The 20,570-nt window shown below is 55.3% G+C and carries 19 protein-coding genes and 1 pseudogene; 18 read left to right on the top strand and 2 right to left on the bottom strand.

What is annotated here, in order from left to right; translation table 11 throughout:
- Positions 1-215: 215 nt before the first annotated feature.
- A complete protein-coding gene (locus SHEL_RS06120) occupies positions 216-1,355 on the bottom strand; it encodes a hypothetical protein (protein WP_012798378.1) in 1,140 nt (379 codons plus the stop codon).
- A 479-nt stretch (positions 1,356-1,834) separates the two neighbouring features.
- Here SHEL_RS06120 and SHEL_RS15595 point away from each other — a divergent pair.
- The 3 genes and pseudogenes from SHEL_RS15595 to SHEL_RS06135 all read left to right on the top strand — a co-directional run bounded on the left by SHEL_RS15595 (position 1,835) and on the right by SHEL_RS06135 (position 4,491).
- A pseudogene (locus tag SHEL_RS15595) lies at positions 1,835-2,377 on the top strand (CNNM domain-containing protein).
- Positions 2,378-2,400: 23 nt separating this feature from the next.
- A complete protein-coding gene (locus SHEL_RS15600) occupies positions 2,401-3,090 on the top strand; it encodes a hemolysin family protein (protein ID WP_232001637.1) in 690 nt (229 codons plus the stop codon).
- A 714-nt stretch (positions 3,091-3,804) separates the two neighbouring features.
- On the top strand, positions 3,805-4,491 hold the full coding sequence (locus SHEL_RS06135) for an FRG domain-containing protein (protein ID WP_012798380.1): 687 nt from the start codon (positions 3,805-3,807) through the stop codon (positions 4,489-4,491).
- A 475-nt stretch (positions 4,492-4,966) separates the two neighbouring features.
- On the opposite strand, the gene SHEL_RS06145 is transcribed toward SHEL_RS06135, so the two are convergent.
- Positions 4,967-5,929, bottom strand: a complete 963-nt coding sequence (locus SHEL_RS06145; protein ID WP_012798382.1) for a helix-turn-helix transcriptional regulator — start codon at positions 5,927-5,929, stop codon at positions 4,967-4,969.
- Positions 5,930-6,278: 349 nt separating this feature from the next.
- Here SHEL_RS06145 and ptcA point away from each other — a divergent pair, with 349 nt between their 5' ends.
- The 15 genes from ptcA to SHEL_RS06220 all read left to right on the top strand — a co-directional run bounded on the left by ptcA (position 6,279) and on the right by SHEL_RS06220 (position 20,495).
- The gene (ptcA, locus tag SHEL_RS06150; RefSeq protein ID WP_012798383.1) at positions 6,279-7,334 is read left to right on the top strand and encodes a putrescine carbamoyltransferase; all 1,056 of its coding nucleotides are present in this window, start codon (positions 6,279-6,281) and stop codon (positions 7,332-7,334) included.
- Positions 7,335-7,501: 167 nt separating this feature from the next.
- Positions 7,502-8,929, top strand: coding sequence for a Na+/H+ antiporter NhaC (nhaC, locus tag SHEL_RS06155; protein ID WP_012798384.1), 1,428 nt, complete (start codon positions 7,502-7,504; stop codon positions 8,927-8,929).
- An 86-nt stretch (positions 8,930-9,015) separates the two neighbouring features.
- Positions 9,016-10,458 (top strand): Na+/H+ antiporter NhaC family protein, encoded by a 1,443-nt coding sequence (locus SHEL_RS06160; protein ID WP_012798385.1) that lies wholly within the window; start codon positions 9,016-9,018, stop codon positions 10,456-10,458.
- Between the two features lie 184 nt (positions 10,459-10,642).
- Positions 10,643-11,608 (top strand): carbamate kinase, encoded by a 966-nt coding sequence (arcC, locus tag SHEL_RS06165; protein ID WP_012798386.1) that lies wholly within the window; start codon positions 10,643-10,645, stop codon positions 11,606-11,608.
- A 732-nt stretch (positions 11,609-12,340) separates the two neighbouring features.
- Positions 12,341-12,649 carry a hypothetical protein gene (locus SHEL_RS06170; protein ID WP_126513763.1) on the top strand — a complete coding sequence of 103 codons (309 nt, stop codon included), beginning with the start codon at positions 12,341-12,343 and terminating at the stop codon, positions 12,647-12,649.
- Between the two features lie 24 nt (positions 12,650-12,673).
- Complete coding sequence (locus tag SHEL_RS06175) at positions 12,674-12,967, top strand: hypothetical protein (protein ID WP_012798389.1); 294 nt, start codon at positions 12,674-12,676, stop codon at positions 12,965-12,967.
- A gap of 422 nt (positions 12,968-13,389) precedes the next feature.
- A complete protein-coding gene (locus tag SHEL_RS06180; RefSeq protein WP_012798390.1) occupies positions 13,390-14,697 on the top strand; it encodes an AAA family ATPase in 1,308 nt (435 codons plus the stop codon).
- A gap of 5 nt (positions 14,698-14,702) precedes the next feature.
- On the top strand, positions 14,703-15,395 hold the full coding sequence (locus tag SHEL_RS06185) for an RloB family protein (protein WP_169304508.1): 693 nt from the start codon (positions 14,703-14,705) through the stop codon (positions 15,393-15,395).
- A gap of 524 nt (positions 15,396-15,919) precedes the next feature.
- Positions 15,920-16,474, top strand: a complete 555-nt coding sequence (locus tag SHEL_RS06190; protein ID WP_012798392.1) for a hypothetical protein — start codon at positions 15,920-15,922, stop codon at positions 16,472-16,474.
- Between the two features lie 132 nt (positions 16,475-16,606).
- Positions 16,607-18,244, top strand: a complete 1,638-nt coding sequence (locus tag SHEL_RS06195) for an FAD-dependent oxidoreductase (protein ID WP_012798393.1) — start codon at positions 16,607-16,609, stop codon at positions 18,242-18,244.
- Between the two features lie 143 nt (positions 18,245-18,387).
- Positions 18,388-18,693: a hypothetical protein gene (locus SHEL_RS06200; RefSeq protein WP_012798394.1), complete on the top strand. Its 306-nt coding sequence runs from the start codon at positions 18,388-18,390 to the stop codon at positions 18,691-18,693.
- A complete protein-coding gene (locus SHEL_RS06205; protein ID WP_012798395.1) occupies positions 18,686-18,955 on the top strand; it encodes a hypothetical protein in 270 nt (89 codons plus the stop codon). Before SHEL_RS06200 ends, SHEL_RS06205 begins: the two co-directional genes overlap by 8 nt.
- 90 nt (positions 18,956-19,045) lie before the next feature.
- The gene (locus tag SHEL_RS06210; protein WP_012798396.1) at positions 19,046-19,702 is read left to right on the top strand and encodes a gamma-glutamyl-gamma-aminobutyrate hydrolase family protein; all 657 of its coding nucleotides are present in this window, start codon (positions 19,046-19,048) and stop codon (positions 19,700-19,702) included.
- Between the two features lie 120 nt (positions 19,703-19,822).
- Positions 19,823-20,119, top strand: coding sequence for a type II toxin-antitoxin system Phd/YefM family antitoxin (locus SHEL_RS06215; RefSeq protein ID WP_012798397.1), 297 nt, complete (start codon positions 19,823-19,825; stop codon positions 20,117-20,119).
- A 1-nt stretch (position 20,120) separates the two neighbouring features.
- A complete protein-coding gene (locus tag SHEL_RS06220; protein WP_012798398.1) occupies positions 20,121-20,495 on the top strand; it encodes a type II toxin-antitoxin system PemK/MazF family toxin in 375 nt (124 codons plus the stop codon).
- The last annotated feature ends 75 nt before the right edge of the window (positions 20,496-20,570 follow it).

Raw genomic sequence — 20,570 nt, forward strand, 5'->3', positions numbered from 1 at the left:
ATCGCGGGCTATGTCTTTTGTGGCTTGTCTATAATCTTTGGCTGGACATTGCGATCGCCGTCATTCGTGGACCTACTTTTTCGCTGGCGTATTGGCATATACCAGCTCGAGACCGACTGGGTCGCAACGGCTGTATTGGATGAATCGATTCCAGGATTGTAGTTTCGCTTATGGGTGGCTAATTAAAACTGGCGCCACTAAGGCTGGCTAGACCTTTATTGCTTTTGATTTCGGTTCTGTAACCATTTCTTCTCGAATTGTTTGATTCTGCGGTCGACTTCTTCTTTTCCCAAATAACTGCAGGCCCATCCAATGTCGTGCGGAGTAATGGCCCTTTTGTCAGGTAGCAGGCCCTCAAAGAGATCGAGAAACAATTGAATTGCGATTGTGGTGACGAAGCTTTGCCCGTTTTTAGATGCCTTAATTGCAAGTGGGAGCATGTTTATGACTGCTGTTATATGTTCGGCAATTGATATTCCTTCGTTGGTGCACTCGAATAAGAACTTAATACTGTCGCCTGATACGCTTACCGTGGAGGATACCTGTTCGCGACCGTAGGTGGATCTCGTCTCGTTCTCCCCAATGTATTTTATAATACGTTGCTTTGTTCTGGCCAAACCTTTCTTCAGGCAGTTGGGGCGGATAGCTACAGCGTCAACCGCATCGCCCATCAATGCAGGATACGAGACGAGTAAAACGTAGTCGACCTTTCCTGCAAGCAGGTTCAACTCGTCGACCATGTCGTCAAATATAAGTAACTCACCAGGAATTGGTCTTCGACAATTCGGGCCTATATGGGCAAGGCAATCAGAAAAGTCCGAATGGAGCTCGACGAGCAGAGAATGCTTTACGGGCTTGCTGTCAGAGCTTGTTAAGTGGGGGTTCTTGTCGTAGTTGCTAAGCTTTGAAGCGTGTTTTGCGAGCCCATTGGAAAAGGACTTAATGTAGCTCTCATATGTGGCTTTATGCCTTGCTTCGATGCATTTCGCTAAACTGTATCCGACTGATTGAAGAATATCATCAGGTATATCTTCTTCGAGCGATTCCGGCTTCCAAGACTGCTGGATCTTATTTGCTCTGTTCTGCTCGATTTTGGCTAAGGAATCTTGGTGTCCTGATTTCACGTTGGTTTCGCTAAAGTGGTCGACCCTGAAATGCTCCATGGCCACTGTTACATGTTTCCCCTTGAATGGCTTATCGCATTCGATTATGAAGTCGGGCGACTCGCTGCAAGTGATTGTGCCCATAATCCTATCGATGTTTCTCCTGGATTCACCTCCACGTTTGCGAGCGAGTTTAAGTGCGGTTTCCAACACGTCCTTTTCGTTATTCTTCTTTTTCTCTTCGGGCTTCATGCGTGATGGTTCCTGCTCTCTGGGTTCTGCAGTTTTAGCTGTAGGGATTTGACTTCTCATTATATTTAAATAAGGCGATTGGCCGAGGTAAAATCTTTTCACCAGTGCATACCATGATGGCCAGTTCGCGAATTGGGTGGTCCCGAAACAGCGAAACGAGTGATTCAGAACCAGTGAAATGCGCTCTTGAGTATTGTGCCGTTTGAGTAGCACCCGTTTCGCGCTTTCCGTATCACTCCCCAAGATGACCGCCTGCACATCGATTCATTTTGCGGCAGGTCGACAGATGACGTCGGGTGCGCAGTGCATGTGCCGATACGTTTGCTATCCGTCCAACGGGCGGACATCATTTTACATATAGTTTTCCTAAAGGGATGCACTCCTATGTACACTAGCATATAAAACGCAGAACTATTCATGAGAGGAATAAACGCATGTCAATAGCGATAAGTTTGGCTTTAGTGGTGGTATTTCTGGCGATGAACGCATTCTTCGTGATTGCGGAATTCTCGCTTGTCCGCATTCACCGGTCTCAGGTGGACATGGCGCTTGAGCGCGGCGCTCGAGGTGCGAAGAACGCCAAGGTGGTTCAGGAGAACATAAACGGGTATCTGTCGGCCTGTTAGCTTGGTGTTACGCTGGCAAGTTTGGCGTTGGGTTGGCTGGGTGAACCGGCGTTTTCGGCAGTCTTCCGTCCTTTGCTTGCGTCGCCGGGAATCGAAGGAGTCACGGTATCGGCCATCTCCGTTGCGGCGGGCTACCTCGTCATGACCTCGCTGCACGTGGTGGTGGGCGAGCTTATCCCGAAGTCTTTCGCCATCTTCTCAACGGAACGATACGCTCTGTCGACGGTAACCTTGCTCGTGTGGTTCTACCGACTCACGTATCCCATCATGTTCGTGTTCAACACGTTGACAAACGCCGTCGTGAAGCTGGCGGGGCACGACCCGAATTCCGATTATGAGGCTTATACCGGGGAAGAGGTTCAGATCCTGATCGACGAAAGCACCGAGCGGGGTTAATCGATCCTGACCAAAATGAATTCGTGGACAACATCTTCGATTTGGGCAGCAGGGATGCTGCATCCATCATGACACCGCGGACCAGCATCGTATGCCTCGACTTGGAGGACACCATCGAAGAAAGCCTGATGCAGGTTTCGAAACACAAATTCACCCGCTATCCGGTATGCCGCGGCGACAAAGACAGCATCGTTGGATTCGTGCATGTGAAGGACCTCTACCTGCTGCCTCGCGACACCGAGCTCAACGAACTGCCCATTCGTCCTGTGGTTGCGGCTCCTGAGACGATGCCTGCCGCCAAGCTTCTTCAGTTGCTGCAGACGGAGCGCTCGAAGATGGCGGTCGTTATCGACGAGCACGGCGGTATGGCTGGCGTGGTCACGATGGCCGACATCATGGAGCAGGTGGTCGGCCCCATTGACGACGAGTGCTTCCACGATGACAGCGAGGAAATCAAGCGGTTGGCCGATGGCACCTATCTGATTGACGGCGGCGTTCCCGTCAACGAGCTGATTGACATCATCGGGTTCGAACCCGTGGCGTTGGAGGACAGCGACACGGTGGGCGGTCTGTTCTTTGAGGTCTTCGGCCGCATTCCCGAAGAGGGGATACAGCCACCATTGAAGGTACCGTTACGGTGTCCGGTGCACAGACTGAGGTCACATTCGCCATCGTCGACATGGACCGATTCTGTATCGACAAGGTGTCGATGAGCATGGTGCACAAGACCAGGGTCGACGAAGGCGAGAATTAAATCGCCCCGTACCGGCAGCGGGCATGAGCGAAACCGACCTGCATGCCTGGAACAACGATGCTGCAAGACGGAAAGCCAAGCGGATGATCCGCAAACCGCGAAAGGAGCTTTGCTTCATTGATTGAGAATGCAGCTATCTTGAAGAAGCGTTCAGAAAGCGACAAGGGTTAAACACCCTGGCGTTGGCCTTTGCGAACTACGCCTGCATCCAGAGTCTGGGCTGCTATGCATCGGACGTTTTCTAAAGTCCGATGTCATATTTGCAGCATGGTATGTGATAACATATATGTAGTCGACGGTGCCCGCCGGTTTTCTGGGCCAAGCCGGGTTGCCTGTTGGCTAAGGATTAACGGTCGGCTTAATGCCGGCCGTTTTTATGTCTCTTTCGCCGCATGACAATTCGCTCCGCGCCGTCGAGCACGAAACCCACGATGCACAGCACCGCGGCCACGCCGTTGAGCATGTCCAATAAGGTCATTCATAGTTCACCTCCCTTCGTTTGGGAAGGCAAACCCGGCATGAGCGAACACCGCCGAGCTGACGATTATATCCGAACTCGGAGTTGTGGGGGCTTTGATTAGATTATTTCCTGAATTGTTTTTCAATAAATGTGACAAATATGGGACATCAAAGGATAAGGTTTGATCTTAGTATTATTTCGAAAAGATGTTGCATGAAGGGAATGGGTATGGGGAACTTAAACACGCAAATTGGCAGCGAAGATGGCGTGCAGTCTGGGGTTAAGGCTCAGGTTGTGGGGCAAAACGAACATGATGAGAAATGTCGGGAGGTGCCCAAATCGGATGTCGATTCTCTATCTGAGTATGTGAGATGGATGGAACATTCTGTTGGGGAATTGTCTCGAAGCGACAGGCTTCCGAATCCCGTATTGTTGTTCAGGGGGCATTCCAAGGATTCTTACGAACTGATTCCGTCAATTGCACGTGGTGGCACACCCGAGGGATATGACAGCCTGTTATCCTACGAAGCTGACTTGATTTATGCCTCCAGGCGGAGTTTGCCCAATCTGTTTAAAAGTACGCTTGGTCCAATCGACCTGCTTGCGCTTCTCCAACATTTCGGGGTTCCAACGCGCCTGCTCGATGTGACAGAGAATCCGCTGGCTGCTCTATTCTTTGCCTGTAAAGACAACCAAGATGCTGATGGTGAGATCGTCATCTTTAAAACCAACGACACATACGAACGGAATAGTCCGATATATGAAGCAATCGCCGATTCCTACAATCTACTAGATTGTCAACAAACGCCATTGTCTACTTTTTACGACAGGATGATTGGACTGGATTACTTCCGGTATCAGCGACCCAGGCTTGAAGATAAGCTTTTTGATGACGCTTGAAAAGAAGGCTGGATTCACGAGTGTTGTGAAAAGCTAATTCATGTGCGCGGTGCTGTTGAGTCGCAGAGGCAAAGTGCTCAGTCGGGGCGTTATATTCTGTTTCCGAATGTCGTCGGCGATTCATGGTGGGGTGAAGGTGAAATCCCAGTGTTCGAGAACAGAATTAAACCGATTTGCAAGGACGACGGCAAACTCGTTTTTGCGAGGCTTCGAGTGCCGGCAGAATCGAAGAAAAACATGCTATGCAGCTTGAAAATAATGGGTATCACGGAAGCCACGCTGTTTCCAGATAGTTTGGATAAGGTTTGCGGTGGCATAGTGGATAGAGTTGTTGGCGAGTCGAATGCTGTTCGGAGAATGCGCGGTTGGAAATATCACTAAGAGTCTGATGCTTTGTGGGTCGAGTAGAGAGAACTTTACGCCGTGTTTCGAAAAGCACGTCGGTGCTATTCCGATTGCTGGATGCGGTCGCCTTTTAGTCTCTCCAGAAATGGCGTTTCAGGCTTTCGCGGTCGGGCTGGCCGGTCTTTTTCAGGATGTTGTGGACATGTGCTTTGATGGTGCCCAGCGCCAGCGTGAGCTCGTTGGCGATGTTCTGGTTGTCTTTGCCCAAAAGCAACAGCCGTAGCACTTCCGCCTCGCGGTTGGAAAGGCCGTGCTGGCTCGCATACAGCGGCAGAAGGTCGTCGATATGCCTCTGAACGGAATCTTCCTCGCGCGAAGGTGGCCTTTCGAAGCGTAGCGCCAACGTTTTGCTCGAGGACAGAACGGCGAAAGCGCCCAGGAAGACGATGAGTACGTTGTCGAAGAAGTTGCGTTCGCTCAAATACAGAGAAAACTCTTCGGTGAAAAGACTCGGGCTTATAACCAGGATGTTCATCGTGTCTTCCAGAAGAATAAGGATGCTGATCACACAGAATGCGACATACCATTTCTTGTAGCGCAGCAAGTGGATGCGCGCCTGCTTTTCCTCCGTGCGCCAGTACCGCACGCCAGCGAACCCAGCAATCCATAGCAAATAAACTTGATGCAGCGAATAGAACGTCCATTGCTTCCAAGGGCCGTCGCTCATTGCAACCACGCACAACATGCGGGCGCCGAAGAACACGATGGTGGGTACAGCCAGGACGCCAGGGCGCTTTTCGTCAAGCTCGCTGCAGATGATGAGCCAAAGGCACGTGAGGAATCCGGCGCTGAACACCGTGTGCAGCAATGGGTGCGTGATGCTGTAGAAATAGTTCCAATTGAACGCGATGTTCTGCGATAGGTGCTCGGCTTCGAAGATGATGGCGAGCTTGAACATGTAGAGCAAAAACATGGCTGCGCCGATCATAAGGGTCGAACGACGCGTGACAAGAAACGCGGAGGCGCAGACCGATGCCGCCATCATGCACGCCGTAAGTATAAGAAGGGTGTAGCAATAAAATGCCAAGCTCAAAACGCCCACCTCGCAATCGATACGCTATTGGTCGTTGAAGTGGATCTCTTGCGACAAAGTATAAATAAAAGCTCGTGTGCTAAACCCACGAAAATGCCTCCTAGTTTACGCGCTCAATATAATGCCAGGTCATAGCCTGGTTTAACTTGGTTTATGCAACCTGTCTAGCAAAATAATCCTGCTTCTTTCTTTTCAACTACATCCACGCCGTGGCATGGTGCGCAGTGAAGCGGGGCAGTCGTACCGAACCCCTACCAACAATGCTGTCGGTGCGATGAAGCCCTCTTCCTCATCGGGTCAACGGCGGGGCGAAAGGCGCTCCCCAGAGTTACGAAAGGAAGTAACCAGTATGGCTTGCAAGGACTTCATCGACACTAACGACTTCACCAAAGAGGAGATTCTCGACATCATCGAGCTCGCCTTGGCCATGAAGAAGATGATCAAGGAAGGCGGGGAGTATCCGCAGCTCATGAAGAACAAGACGTTGGGCATGATCTTCCAGCAGGTGTCCACCCGTACGCGCATCTCGTTCGAGGCCGCCATGACCGACCTGGGCGGCCATGCGCAGTTCTTCGGCCCTGGCTCCATCCAGCTGGGTAAGGGCGGTCATGAGTCGCTCGAGGACTCCGCCCGCGTTATCGGCACCCTGTGCGACATCGTTATGGCCCGCGTGAACCGTCACGCCGACGTGCAGAGCCTGGCCCAGTATTCCCCTGCTCCGGTCATCAACGGCATGAGCGAGTACAACCATCCCACGCAGGAGGTCGGCGACCTACTGACCATGGTTGAAAACCTGCCTGAAGGCAAGAGCATCGAGGACTGCAAGGTCGCCTTCATCGGCGACGCTACCCAGGTGTGCGTGTCGCTGATGTTCATCTGCTCCATCATGGGCATGGATTTCGTGCACTTCGGGCCTAAGGGCCATCAGGTCACCGACGGCGGCCTGCAGGTGGATACCGACATCGACGTGGTTGCCATCGCTCAGGAGAACTGCAAGGTCAGCGGCGGTTCCGTCACCGTGTCCGACGATATCGAGTCCATCAAAGGCGCCGACTTCGTGTACACCGACGTGTGGTACGGCCTGTACGACGCTGAGGTCGAAGGTGGTTCCTATATGGACATCTTCTATCCCAAGTACCAGGTGAACATGGACCTCATGAACGCGGCCGGCCCCAACAGCAAGTTCATGCACTGCCTGCCCTGCACCCGCGGCGAGGAAGTCACGGACGAGGTGGCGGACTCCGAACGCAGCCTGTGCTGGGTCGAGGCGGACAACCGCAAGCACTCCATCCGCGCCATCCTAGTGTACCTGTTCAAGCAGGCCGAGGCCAAGAAGCAGTACAACCCCGACGTCGTGGCTGACTGCCAGGCCCGCATCGACGCTGTCCTGGGCAAGCTCGCCTAGCACCGAACCGTCCGACTGGATCGCCAGAAAGGGCCGACGTCGTTGCCAGATGATGCCGAGGCCCTTTCCCATAACCAACGAGAACCCTAAGAGCCGAAACGCCGGTTCCTTCTGCACGCGACGAAGCGGTCGCAGGGGCGCCGAAACGGATGTAAAGGAGCGGAATTGTGGAAGAAGCAGTGAAGGAGGAGCGCGAGACGAAGTTCGTGCATGCGCTCATCAGCGTCGTTGCCATGGTGGCGTTCATGTTCGGCGGCATCATCGCGTTCGACGCCGAACCTCAGATTCCGCTGATCATGGGCTCGCTGGTGGCAGGTATCGTGGCCCTGCGCATCGGCTACAGCTGGGACGAGATTCTGGAGGGGATGATCGACGGCATCACGCAGTCGCTGGAGGCCATCCTCATCCTGCTGCTGATCGGCGTTTTGGTGGGCGTGTGGATTGCGGCGGGCACGGTGCCCTCTATGATCTACTACGGCCTCATGATCATCAACGCGAAGTTCTTCCTGCCGGCGTCCATGCTCATCTGCACCATTGTGGCGTTCGCCATCGGTTCGTGGGGGACTGTCGGAACCATCGGCATCGCGCTGATGGGCATCGGCATCGCCCTGGGGCTGCCGGCTCCCATGGTTGCGGGCTCCGTCATTTCGGGCTCGTATTTGGGCGAGATCATTTCTCCGCTGTCGGATGCAACGAACCTGACGGCTGCAGTGGTTGGCCGCAATGTGTTCGATGTGGTGAAGCGCATGATGGTGCTGGCGCTGGCTAGCTTCGTAATCGCTGAGGTCATGTACCTCGTTGTTGGCTTCATTATGGGCGGAACGGGCGGTTCCGCGGAAGGTGCGGACCAGCTTATGGACGGAATTTCCAATGCCTTTAAAGTCTCGCCCATTACGCTGATCCCAATGGTGGTCATGGTCGCGTGCATACTGCTGAAGGTGCCCGCTATCCCCGCCATGCTTGCAGGGGCGTTGACCGGCGTGGTCATCGGCATTCCGCTGCAAGGCGTTTCGGTGGGCAGCCTTATCGACATTGCCCAGAACGGCTACGTCTTGAACACTGGCACCGAGCTTCTTGACACACTGCTTTCAGCGGGCGGCCTGGCGTCGATGATGAACACCATTTCCATCATCATCGTGGCAATGGCTTTCGGCGGCCTTATGAAGAGCACGGGTCAAATGGAAGCGATTATCCGTCCCATTGTTTCGAAAATCCATTCGTTCGGCCCTCTCAACGGCGTGTCCGAGGCCTTCACGGTGGCAAGCAACCTCATTCTGCCCGATCAGTATCTGGGAATTTCCGTACCGGGCCAGATGTTCTCCGACGAGTACGACAAGCGCGGCTACGACCGCACGCTGCTTTCGAACTCGCTTCTGGGCGGTGGCGCAGTTTCGAGCCCGCTCATCCCTTGGAACACATGCGGCATCTACTGCGCTGGGCTCCTGGGCGTTTCGGCCATTGCGTATGCGCCGTTCTCGTTCATGAACCTTGCGGTTATAGGTGTGACGTTGGTTTGGGGTTTCCTGGTATCGGGCAAGGTTAAGCGTGAATCGCAAGCGGCGCAGGCTGCCGAGGCCGGCTTTCAGGACAAGTAAAGAACCGGGCCGCATCTGCTGCAGCCCGTACACATGTCATTTCCGCTTCATCATGTGGGGCGGCAAGAGAAAACAAGGAGGAGCACATGGAACTTGGCGCTTTGTCGGTGTTGCCTGTACTCATCGCCATTATCGGCTCCCTTATTACGCGACGTCCATTCGAATGTCTGCTGATGGGTTCGCTCATCGGGTGCATCATCATGTACGGCGGCGGCTTTCTGCCCGAGTGGACGAACATGCTGCAGACCACCATTGCCGACAACGTTTGGATCATTGCAGTGTGCGGCCTGTTCGGAAGCTTGATTGCGCTGCTCACGGCCGCGCGCGGGACCGAAGGCTTCTCGGCGTGGGCAACGAAGTTCTGCAAGACCCGCCGCACCACCCGCGTTGTCACGTTCATCCTGGGCGTGGTCATCTTCGTGGACGACTATCTGAACATGCTCACGGTTGGCAACTGCATGCGTCCCGTGAACGACAAGCTGAAGATGCCGCGCGAATCGCTGGCGTTCATCACCGGCGCAACCGGCACCCCAGTGTGCATGCTTCTGCCGTTCTCCACGTGGGCAGCGTTCTACATCGCCCTGTTCCAACAGCAGGCCGAGGTGCAGGCCATGAACTTTAGCAGCAGCATCGACCTGTTCATGCACTTCATTCCCTATAACTTCTTCTCCATCACCATGGTTCTCATCACCTTCCTGTTCGCGCTGGGAATCATCCCTCCCATCGGGCCCATGAAGAAGGCCTACAAGCGCGTCGAGGACGGCGGAACGCCGTGGTGCGAGAAGTCGGCGGAAATCAACCAGGAGGACGCCGAGGCTTTGGGCATCGCCGCAAGGCCGACCATGGCCGAGTCCGTGGAGAAAGCCGAGGCTGAGTTGGAAGCTGCAGCTCAGGCGCCTGCGGACAGCCACGGGGAGGGCAAGCTCATCGACTTCGCGATTCCCATGCTGGCGCTGATCGTCGTTACGTTCGTGCAGGACATTCTGGTCGGTGTCGTGGTGGCTTTGGCCGTGTGCCTGGTGCAGTACCTCATCCGCAAGAAGATGACTATCGCCGAGTGGACCGAGAAACTCTACGAAGGCTTCGCGGACATGATCCCCACGCTCATCTGTCTTATGGCGGCGTTCATGGTGGCTGGCACGTCGGGCGCTATGGGCCTCACGCAGTGGGTCATCGACGTTGCCGCCGGGTTCCCGCTGCCTGCGCTGTTCCCAGCCATCGTCTTCGTTGCGGTGGGCTTCATCACCTTCGCAACCGGGTCGTTCTGGGGCACGTCCACCATCGTCACGCCGATTCTTCTGCCGCTGGCTGCGGCCATGAGCGCACCGATGATGCTGACCATGGGCGCCATCTTGTGCGGATGCACCATGGGCACGCAGGTATGCTTCTTCTCCGACGGCAACATGCTCATCGCCACTTCGGTAAAGAACGACCTCATGGAAAACTACTTTGCCACCTTGCCGTACCTGGGCATGGCCATCGGGCTTACGCTGGTGTGTCTTATCATAGGCGGCTTCGTGATGGCGTAACGCTTGCTGCCATATGATGCAGCTGGCTGTTGGGTAAGTGATGCCGGCCGCATCGCTTGGCAATACGCGTATTGCACGCGTCCTATTCGATATCAAACGTACTATCACGCAAACAATCATGCCGGTTTTTGCCGGTGTCAAACAGGACTTTACCGAATGCAGGCAAAGTCAAGAGGAGGCAGCAATGTCAGTTCGCATTAATTCCGACAAACGCGTGGTCATTGCGCTGGGCGGTAACGCATTGGGCGACACACCCGAGGAACAGATTCAGCGTGTGCGTGAGGTGGGCCCGAAGCTGTTGGATCTGATCGGCCAGGGCAACGAGATTATCATCACGCATGGCAACGGGCCGCAGGTGGGCATGATTCAGAAAGCGTTCACCTATGCGCACCAAGTAAACGACGGCATTCCCATGATGGACCTGCCCGAGTGTGGAGCCATGAGCCAGGGCTACATCGGATACCATCTGCAACAGGCTATCGGTGTGGCGCTGCATAAAGCGTATAAGCGCTGGCACGTGGCAAGCGTCATCACCCAGACCGAGGTGGATTCCGAGGATCCGGCATTTCGGAATCCTACCAAGCCCATCGGTGCGTTTTTGACTAAGGATCAGGCCGAAGAGGAAATGGCCAAGCATCCCGACCAGAAGTTCGTTGAGGATTCGGGACGTGGCTGGCGCCGCGTGGTCGCGAGCCCCATACCGCGCAAGATTGTGGAAGCACCCAGTATTCTAAACCTGCTGAATGACGAGTTCATCGTGGTTTGCTCGGGCGGCGGTGGCGTCCCGGTGGTGCGCGACTTCAGCGATAAGGGCGCGTACAAGGGTGTGGCAGCTGTTATCGACAAGGATCTGGGCGGTGAGCTCCTGGCGGAGGACTGCCTGGCCGACGTGCTCATTCTGCTGACGGCAGTCGACCACGTGGCTCTCAACTTCGGAAAGCCTGACCAGATTGACCTGGAGGACCTGTCAGTCGAGGACGCCGAACGCTATATTGCGGAAGGCCAGTTTGGCAAGGGCAGCATGGAACCCAAAGTGATGGCGGGCGTGAAGTTCGCGAAGAGCCGATCGGGCCGCGTGTGCATCATCGGCAGCTTGGACAAGGCCGCCGACGCCATAGCTGGCAAAAGCGGTACCCGCATCCACGCATAGCGGCGGCAGCAAAAAAACCGGAGCCAAAGGGCACGTCTTCCTTTGGCCCCGGTTTGGTTGTGCGGCGGGACAAAAAGGCGGCCTCGATGGCCGAAGCGTTGAAGGCGTCGCGCGCCGATTGTGAAGCCGGTCGCTACTACACCCTTCGCGAGGATCTGAAGGCGGCTATCGTGAAGAAGCCATCAGAAAGCGACAAGGATTGAGCGCCCTAGCGTTGGCCTTTTCGAATGGTGCTAGCATTACGAGTCGTAACGCCGTGTTTTGACACGGTGGGGGTTACGGTGATATCCAGGCTTGATAACGCGCATTCTCCATGGCAAGTGCTAACATGCAGCAAGTCGACGGTGCCCGCCGGTTTTCGAGTCCAAGTCGTGGTTGCCTGTTGGCCAAGGTTTAACGGTCGACTTTATGCCGGCTGTTTCTATGTCTCTTTCGCCGCATGACAATTCGCTCCGCGCCATCGAGCACGAAACCCACGATGCACAGCACCGTCGCCACGCCGTTGAGCATGTCCAATTAGGGCATCCGATGCATTTCTTCCGTTTGCCTTGTTGGTAAAAAATGCTTAGTCGAATCGACGCTCGGGCGATGCTCATGGCGATAACGGCACTTCAGCCAAGATATTTTCCATAACCCACAACTTTAGAGGATTCGCACTGGTTCGCGGCATCGCTGCGTCCAGGCAAGGCCATTCACGTTCTGAAAGGCGGTATTGGCATGATGGAGGAAACTATGTTTGGCATTCAGGTTCCTGACGATTTCAGCTCCACGCCGGTCGAGATCATTCTCAAGGATCCGGCCGTTGGAAGGCCCGTTTCCACGTCTTACAGGAGCCGGGCGCGAAAGCTGCTTGACAGCGTCCCCGAAGAGCTTTGCATCAGCAAGACCTTTGAGTGTGGCGGTTGGGAGACCGTGGTGAAGGCGCACCGCATAAACCTTCCAGCAATTCTTTCCTTCATTTCCGAAAGGGAATACGACGGCAAATACGACGCGCGCGGCAACGACGACGATGTCATAGAGATCATTGGGTACTGGGATTAGGCCTGCGACCGTGAAAGGATGGGCATGATGCGGTGGTCCGAAGATGGCTGGCCCCTGGAATCCGACGGTTTTCCGGACGGGGAGCACTATCGGATACTGATTCTGGACAAAGAGCACGTTGACTTTCTGGCGATGCTCACACCCCTGAGCTTTGACGAGATCCTGCAGCTGCCCAAGCCCCAGCAGGAGGGGTTCTATCTGGAGGAACTGATGCGGGTACTAGTGGACGGCACCTACGAGGAGCAGGTCCTGGCAAACGACTTCATGGATATGGTGGTCACGTGGGAGCCGGGGGAGACGGTATCGCTCGTGTACTAGGGGCGACTGCGGGATGCTTTGGTGGCGCCTATGGTTCATTCATGGGCGGAGGTGGGTTGGCCGAGGCGGTTCTACCACTGTGCGAACCCCGATGAGGTAGGATAGGCGCCTTTTCTATATCGCCGACGTTGTTCGGACGGGTAAACGGGGCCGGATCGGCCTTGGGCCGAGGCCTGAACCTGGAAAACGGCCGTGCCGGAGCCCCCAAAGCCTCCGGCTGATGCAAAAAAGGTGCGTATCCTACCTCATCCATACTTCTGAAGTGGTAGAGGGCGGCGTTTCGTCTTCCGACTTGGTTGTGAATGTCAAAATGGCAATTGGGGTGAAAAGCCGATTGATTGGAAGAATTGAAAACTAAGCCGAAAATTGCAGCAATATAGCAAAAAATGGTTTACTATGATGATTGTCGAAGGAGGTATGCAATGCTAATCAGCTTTGAGGTCGAGAATTACCGTTCCATAAAATACCCAGTAGTTCTGCAAATGACCGCGGTGAACTATTACAAGGAGTCATCCGAACAGCTCATCGATGCAGAGTTGCCTGGATTGTCCGGCCTCCGCTTCCTTCGGTCGGCAGCTATTTTCGGGCCGAACGCATCGGGAAAGACCGCAATATGGCGGGCTCTTGCCACGATGAAAGACATCGTGCTCAACTCCGCTTCGTATATGGCTAGCACTGCGTTCAACCATGCCCCGTTTAGGTTGGATCCCGAAATGCTTGACGAGCCCACACGCTTTACTGTGGTGTTCACATCCGGCATGGATTCAATACGATATGAGTACAGCTTTGCATACACGGAAAATGCCATTATAGAAGAGGAGCTTTGTGCGTATCCCAAGGGGCACAGGCAAACATGGTTCAGGCGTGCAATGGAAGACGGTGCTACGAATATCAAGGGGTCTGGCTATCTTAAGGTGCCCGCGGCCGTGAAACCTTTCCTCAACGACAACATGCTGCTGCTTTCTCTTCTTGCAAACTTCCCGAATGCGGAAAGCTATAAGCGCGTTGCTCCCGTTGTCGACTGGTTCATCAACGGTTTGGATATGTATTCGCGGGCCCCCGAGAGTCTAAACGACTTCCCATTCTCTGGTGAGATTGTTAGCGGAGAACGCGGCACAGAGGGCATGCGCCGGTTCATTCAAAACATGATGCGCCAGGCTGATGTCGGAATATATCGCGCCGAGGTTGAAAGGCGCCCCATGCCAGAGGAAATGCGTGCGATTCTGGAGCATATCTCTCCCGTGCAAGGCGGGATTGACGACGTCGTGAAGACGGTTGTCTTCCAACACGAGAACGCAGGAAAAAAGATGAAACTCGAAATGGAGGATGAATCCGACGGAACGAAGCAGCTTTTCGGACTCAGCGGCCATATCGCACAGGCATTGGAGAGCGGATCGACCTTGTTCGTCGATGAAGTTGACGCATCTCTTCATCCTGTCCTCGTGACTGAGGTGATTAGGACGTTCTTGCACCCCGAAAGCAACCCGAATGGGGCTCAGCTCATATTCACCGCGCATAACCCGTGTCTGTTAGAGAATGGATTGTTGAGGCGCGATCAAATCTGGTTTACGGAGAAGGATAAGGAGGGGGCCACCGCACTATACCCGCTATCAGACTTCAGTCCCCGTAAGGAAGAGACCGTGATTGCCGGGTATCTGAATGGCAGATACTCCGCTATCCCCGTTATTCCTGAATGCTTCGGCAGATGCGATGGTTTCGATATGGAGTGATTTGCGTGGGTAAGCGGGATTTGAGGAGAAAGCCAGGCAACCGTCCTCCGAAGGACAGGATCTATATCCTTACAGAAGGAGAAGCCACAGAGATTGAATACCTTAAGGGAATATGCGCCAGGTTGGGTCTCCCTAAGGAACTGGTCATAATTAAAAAGGCCTGTAACACCGACCCCAAAGGCATCGTTGATGAGCTTGTGTCAGCAAAGAAGCAAAATGCACGATTGGCTAAACGAGGCAACGATGCCTTGATTGACCAGTGGTGGGCTGTTTTTGATACCGAAGGCCGTCCGCATGATTTGTCTGCTGTTGTGCAGAAGGCCAAGGACAACAGGGTTTACCTTGCAATAAGCGATCCCAGTTTCGAATTCTGGTTGCGGTTGCATTTCGGATACACTACTGCGTCGTACGATTCTGTTGGCAAGCTTATAAAGGAGTTGAGGGATAGCGGTTATCTGCCCAAATATAGCGAAGACAACAAGCATCCCGACATGGATATCCTCTATCCGCTCTTGCCTCAGGCGATGAAGAATGCACGGCTGCTACGCGCCAAGCATACTCAGCTGGGCAATGACCAGCCTCGAACAGACTGCGATTTGCTGATTGACGCAATCGCGCAACAGAGCAGGGTCTCCCAACTGCAGTTTGATCCAGTTGTGCTCGTTCCCGAGCAGCTTTCGATGCACATTTGCTATTAAGCCCGCCGACTGATGAGGTGTGGGTTTGGGTTGGCCGATGCGTCAACGCGCGAGCTTTCGAGCAGTGAATCATCGGACTGTGCCGAACAACCACAGCCTTGATTACCACTGTGCGAACCCCGATGAGGTAGGATAGGCGCCTTTTCTATATCGACGACGGTGTTCGGACGGGTAAACGGGGCCGGATCGGCCTTGGGCCGAGGCCTGAACCTGGAAAACGGCCGTGCCGGAACGTCCAAAGCCTCCGGCTGATGCAAAAAAGGTGCGTATCCTACCTCATCCATGCTTCCGAAGTGGTAGAGGGCGGCGTTTCAGCTTCGCGCTGCATTGCTTACACCGCGAGGGTCCAGGTGTTCGGCAGGTTAAGCACGCTTTTAAGAATCGCCCCCCCTTGCATGAACAATGCGCGTGGGTCGCACGTTGGTGTACTTGGTGTTTAATTCGAACATTGGTGTATTCGTCTTGGTTGGTTGTGCAGGGCCTCATGCCGAATGCAAACGGATTACGTACGAATATGGACATCTATGAGCAAACTCGCTATTCGCAAGATCATTGTTGGCGGCGGCCTTGCTGTCATGCTGGTCGCAGCATTCACCATCTACTGCAACGAACGCTTTTCAAATCCCGTTTGGAACTCGGTCAACGTTGACGGGGCGAGTATTTGGACGGGGCAATCATGGGGCAGCTTTCTGGAATCCATGGATGACGCGCAATTGGAATCCAGCCCGATCTCTTACGGGTATGTTCCTCGTAAAGACGACGCCTTGACCGGCGTGAACGTTGCGCAAAGCGTTTTCGACAGGAACCCGAAGGTATCGTCCATATATTACGACGTGGAGGAAAACGTAACGGATTGCGTGATTAAGCTGGCGGGAGTCCGCACCGATACAGGCACATACGACGACGTCGCTCAGGTTGCGGGGCCGGAAACCATCAAGACACCCGGGAGCATTGGCACGACATACATTTGGATAGAAAAGGACAACGCGTTGGTGCTCTTCACGGATGAAGACGGAGGCATCCGTGGCTTCGACCTGTATTACGACCGGAAGGGTTTCGAGGGCCGTTTCGTCGGCTAGGGTGTCTGGGCAGCCGAACGCCGGACTGGCCAAACGCCAGGTCTGCCTCAACGTATGTTGGTAATGGGTGCGTGTTTTGTATAAAAGCGCCAACCATGCTCAGATAGCGCATACAACACAAGGAGGAGATTCATGAAGAACGAAATCTCAAGGCGAAGCTTCCTGACCGGGGCGACGGTTGCCGGAATCGCCGCAGCGGGCGCGGGTCTTACTGGCTGCTCGAACCAACCTCAAACCGTTGCCGACCCTGATGTGGCGGCAGGGTTTGCGAACTACGAATGGGAGACGCCCCCCGAGCCCATTACCGACATAGCCGAATTCGTCGACACGGACATCCTGGTAGTCGGCGCCGGGCTTTCGGGCTGCGCGTGTGCATGCGCCGCTGCCGAAAACGGCGGCAGGGTGACGGTTGTCGAGAAGACCTCCAGCTGGAACGGCCGCGGCGGCGGATTCGGCGCCATCAAGTCGCGCTACATGGACGAGCAGAACATCGTCGTCGACAAAGTGAACGCCAAGCAGCACTGGATCGCCCAGTGCGCAAGCCGCGCCAACGAGAAGCTGATCAGCAAGTTCTTCAACGACTCCGAAGAAGCCAGCAACTGGCTGTTGGACAAGGCCGAAAAGCGCGGATGCTTCGTCATGGTGGGCGCCTTCTACAGCCAGGACGACGTGTACGCCGAACAGCCCGGCTACCACATGGTCATGGTGCCCGAGGGCGGCGAGCTCACGTCGACGGGCTTTGCCGGTGCCGAGCTGCTGTACCTGGACGCGGTCGAAGCCGGGGCCGAGTTCGTGTTCGATTCTCCCGCCGTGCAGCTAGTGAAGGACGGCAACCGCGTGACGGGCTGCATTTGCGAAACGGCCGAAGGGTACGTGCAGTACAACGCCTCGAGGGGCGTGGTGCTGTGCACGGGCGACATCGGCGGCGACCTGGAGATGTGCAAGGCGTACGCGCCGATCTGCGTCGAGTACGGCCAGCCGCGCAGCCAGTACACCCCCGTGGGCGTGAACACCGGCGACGGCCACAAGATGGGCATGTGGGTCGGCGCGCAGCTTCAGGACCTTCCGCTGCCTACGATGATGCACCCCCAGGCGTTCTGCTGGTTCCACGGGCCGTTCCTGTTCGTGAACGACAACGGCGAGCGCTTCATGTGCGAAGACACCTGGGTGCAGGGCAAGTCGCTGGCCATCAACCGCCAGCCTAACGGCGAAGCGTGGTCGGTGTTCGACGCGAACTGGCAGACCGACCTGGTGAACGGCCTGCCGTACGGCGGCGGCATGTTCTGGGACAGCTTCCGCGCGTACGGATCGCCGCTCGAGGAGGCGCCGGCGTACTTCGAGACGCAGATTCCGCTCTACATCGAGCAGGGCATCGCGTATCAGGCCGACACCATCGACGAGCTGGCCGAGCAGATCGGCTGCGACGCGTCCACGTTGAACGCGACCGTGGACCGCTACAACAGCATGTGCGACGCGGGCGAAGACACCGATTTCTACAAGAAGCCCGTGTTCCTGACGCCCGTGAAGGAAGGGCCGTTCTACGCGCTGAAAGTGGGTCCCGCGCTGCTCACCGTGACGGGCGGTCTGCGCGTCAACGAGCAGTTCGAGTGCCTGGACCTCGATGGGTATCCGATCGGCGGGCTGTATGCGTTGGGCAACGTCATGGGCGACGTGACCGCGGTCGACTACCCGATCAACGTGGCCGGCAACAGCCACGGACGCTGCATCACCTTCGGCTATGACCTGGGAAGGGACCTGGCCGGCGCTTAACGGTCGGCGCTCGCGTTGCCTTGCGAGGGTAAAATACGGCTAGTGGTCGGGCCTGATAAGATGGACGGGATGCACCTTGCCGTTGAATCGGGCCTTGCCATCATATAAAATGATATTCAATCATATAAGAGATTGGATATGAAATGTCATACGAAAAGCCCCAGGTGATTTATTCGTCCACGGCCCTGGCCAGCAAGCAGCGCGAGGTTAAAGACGCAGCCCGCGAAGGCATCGTCCATATTACGGAAAACGGAAATGGCGCGTTCGTGTTTTGTTCGGAGGAGGTGTTCGCCTCCGAGCTCGAACGCGTTCGCGAGGCGGCGCGTTATGAGGCAGAACTTGGGTATACGCTTCGCCGGGCGGCTAAGGACGTTGCTGCAGGGCACTACGAGACGGACTTCGATGAATTCCGCCGTTCGGTAACGGAGGAAAGGGCGAACCGTGGCTAGCCTGAGAATTACCGATGGCTTCAAAGAGGATCTCCTGATGGTCGAGTCGGATCGGGTTTTTGAGGAGATCCTCCATGTCGTCGAAATGCTTCAAACGGTGCCGACTTTGGGGTCGCGCGATTTGCCTGCCTCTATCAGGCATTCCTTCGGCAACTGCGCGCGTAAGATTCCGGTGGGTCCCTTCGACCTTGTGACTATTTACGATGAGTCTGCCGAAATCGTCACCGTTGCCGGCCTCATCCACCAGCGCGCGGCTTGGTGATTTCCGTTCGGTCCGACATTTCCGAGTGCGGGGTTGCTGTGAGACCGCAAGGCGTATAATGGTCGCATTCTATAAAGATTGGAGATAGTTATGCGAGCAATCGTGACCCAAAGGGAAAGCATCGGGGCGCATGGCGAGCCTGCCGACAGTCTGGAGCGCAAATACGTAGACTTCTTACATGACGCGGGGTACGAGGTGTATCCGATATCGTCGTTTTCGACCGATGTGGCGGCGTTCGTCGACGTTGTGAAGCCGGACCTTATCGTGCTGACGGGCGGCGGCATCGTCCAGAAGGGCGTCTACCGCTACAACGTGTCCGGCTGGTACCAGGACGAACGCGACCGGATGGAAGACGCCCTGCTCGAAATCGCGTTCAAGCGAGGGATTCCCGTGCTGGGCATCTGCCGCGGCATGCACAAGCTGAACGCATATTTCGGGGGCAGCATCAGCTCGTCCGACGGATTGAAGAAGAGCCGCAAGGCGGGCAAGAAGCATCCCGTGGAAATCGCCGACGGCATCCGTTTCAAGGTGAACCACTTCCACAAGGACTCGATTCTGCCTGAGGATCTGGGGCAGGGGGTTCAGGCCATGGCCGTCGACCCCGCCAACGGCACCATCGAGGCGTTCTGCCACGAGGAGCAGAAGGTTTTCGGCGTGCAGTGGCACCCCGAGCGCATGGTGGAAGGCAAACCCGCCCGTGAATGGGTGCTGGAGCAGCTGGCTCATTTCGGGAAGGTTGCGAACTAGCGATCCGTCGCACCGCCGCTATCAAGTTGAGCTGCATTTGCAGCATTGTTGGCCACATATTGTACATGTCGAGCCATATATTATATAATCTGGCCATAAGTAGATGAAAGGAGCCAGATTATGCCATACGAAACGATGGAGTACGTAGGGTTTGCCGAGGCGAAGAATCGTTTGAGCGCGCTTACTACGAGCGCGAACGAGACGGGGCTTCCATTTGTGATTACGAAAAACAACAAGCCTTGGGTCGAAGTTCGCCCCCTTGCGTCGCAGCAGCGTCAATCGGGCGCGGTGACCATCGCTCCGGTTCGCCGCGAAGTTGCAGTCCCCGATCTTGACGATGTGTTTGCGGGTTACGAGGGCGGTTTCGTAGCGCATGAGGATGGATTCGCCGGCGCAGTCGGGTCGGAGGCGATGTAGCATGGCGTGGCATTGTGGGGATGTTGTTTGGGCCGACCTCGATCCCTCCGCGGGTCATGAACAGGCGAAAAGGCGTCCACTCATCGTGGTAAGCAACGATAAATTCAATTTCCGATGCAACCTGACAATGACCATCCCTATTACATCAACGGACTCTGGATATCCGCTGCACATCGATGTAGGAATAGTACCTGGCGAACCAGGTGGAAAGATGGTCCGTGGATATGCTGAGGCTGAGCAACTCAAATCTCTCGACCTGGACGCACGCAATGCCGTCAAGGTCGGCACGATTGACGATGCAGGTATGGATAAAGTATTGGGTTTGGTTCTCAGTTGTCTGGTATCGCCAGACATGATGATTGTATCGGGGTACTGACGAACGAGAGAAACATTGTTCAAGCGAGCACCTGTGCATCCGGTGCTCGCGCTTTCAATCAGGTTTAGCCGCATC

It is taken from the genome of Slackia heliotrinireducens DSM 20476 (assembly GCF_000023885.1).
In the GTDB taxonomy this organism is placed as follows: domain Bacteria; phylum Actinomycetota; class Coriobacteriia; order Coriobacteriales; family Eggerthellaceae; genus Slackia; species Slackia heliotrinireducens.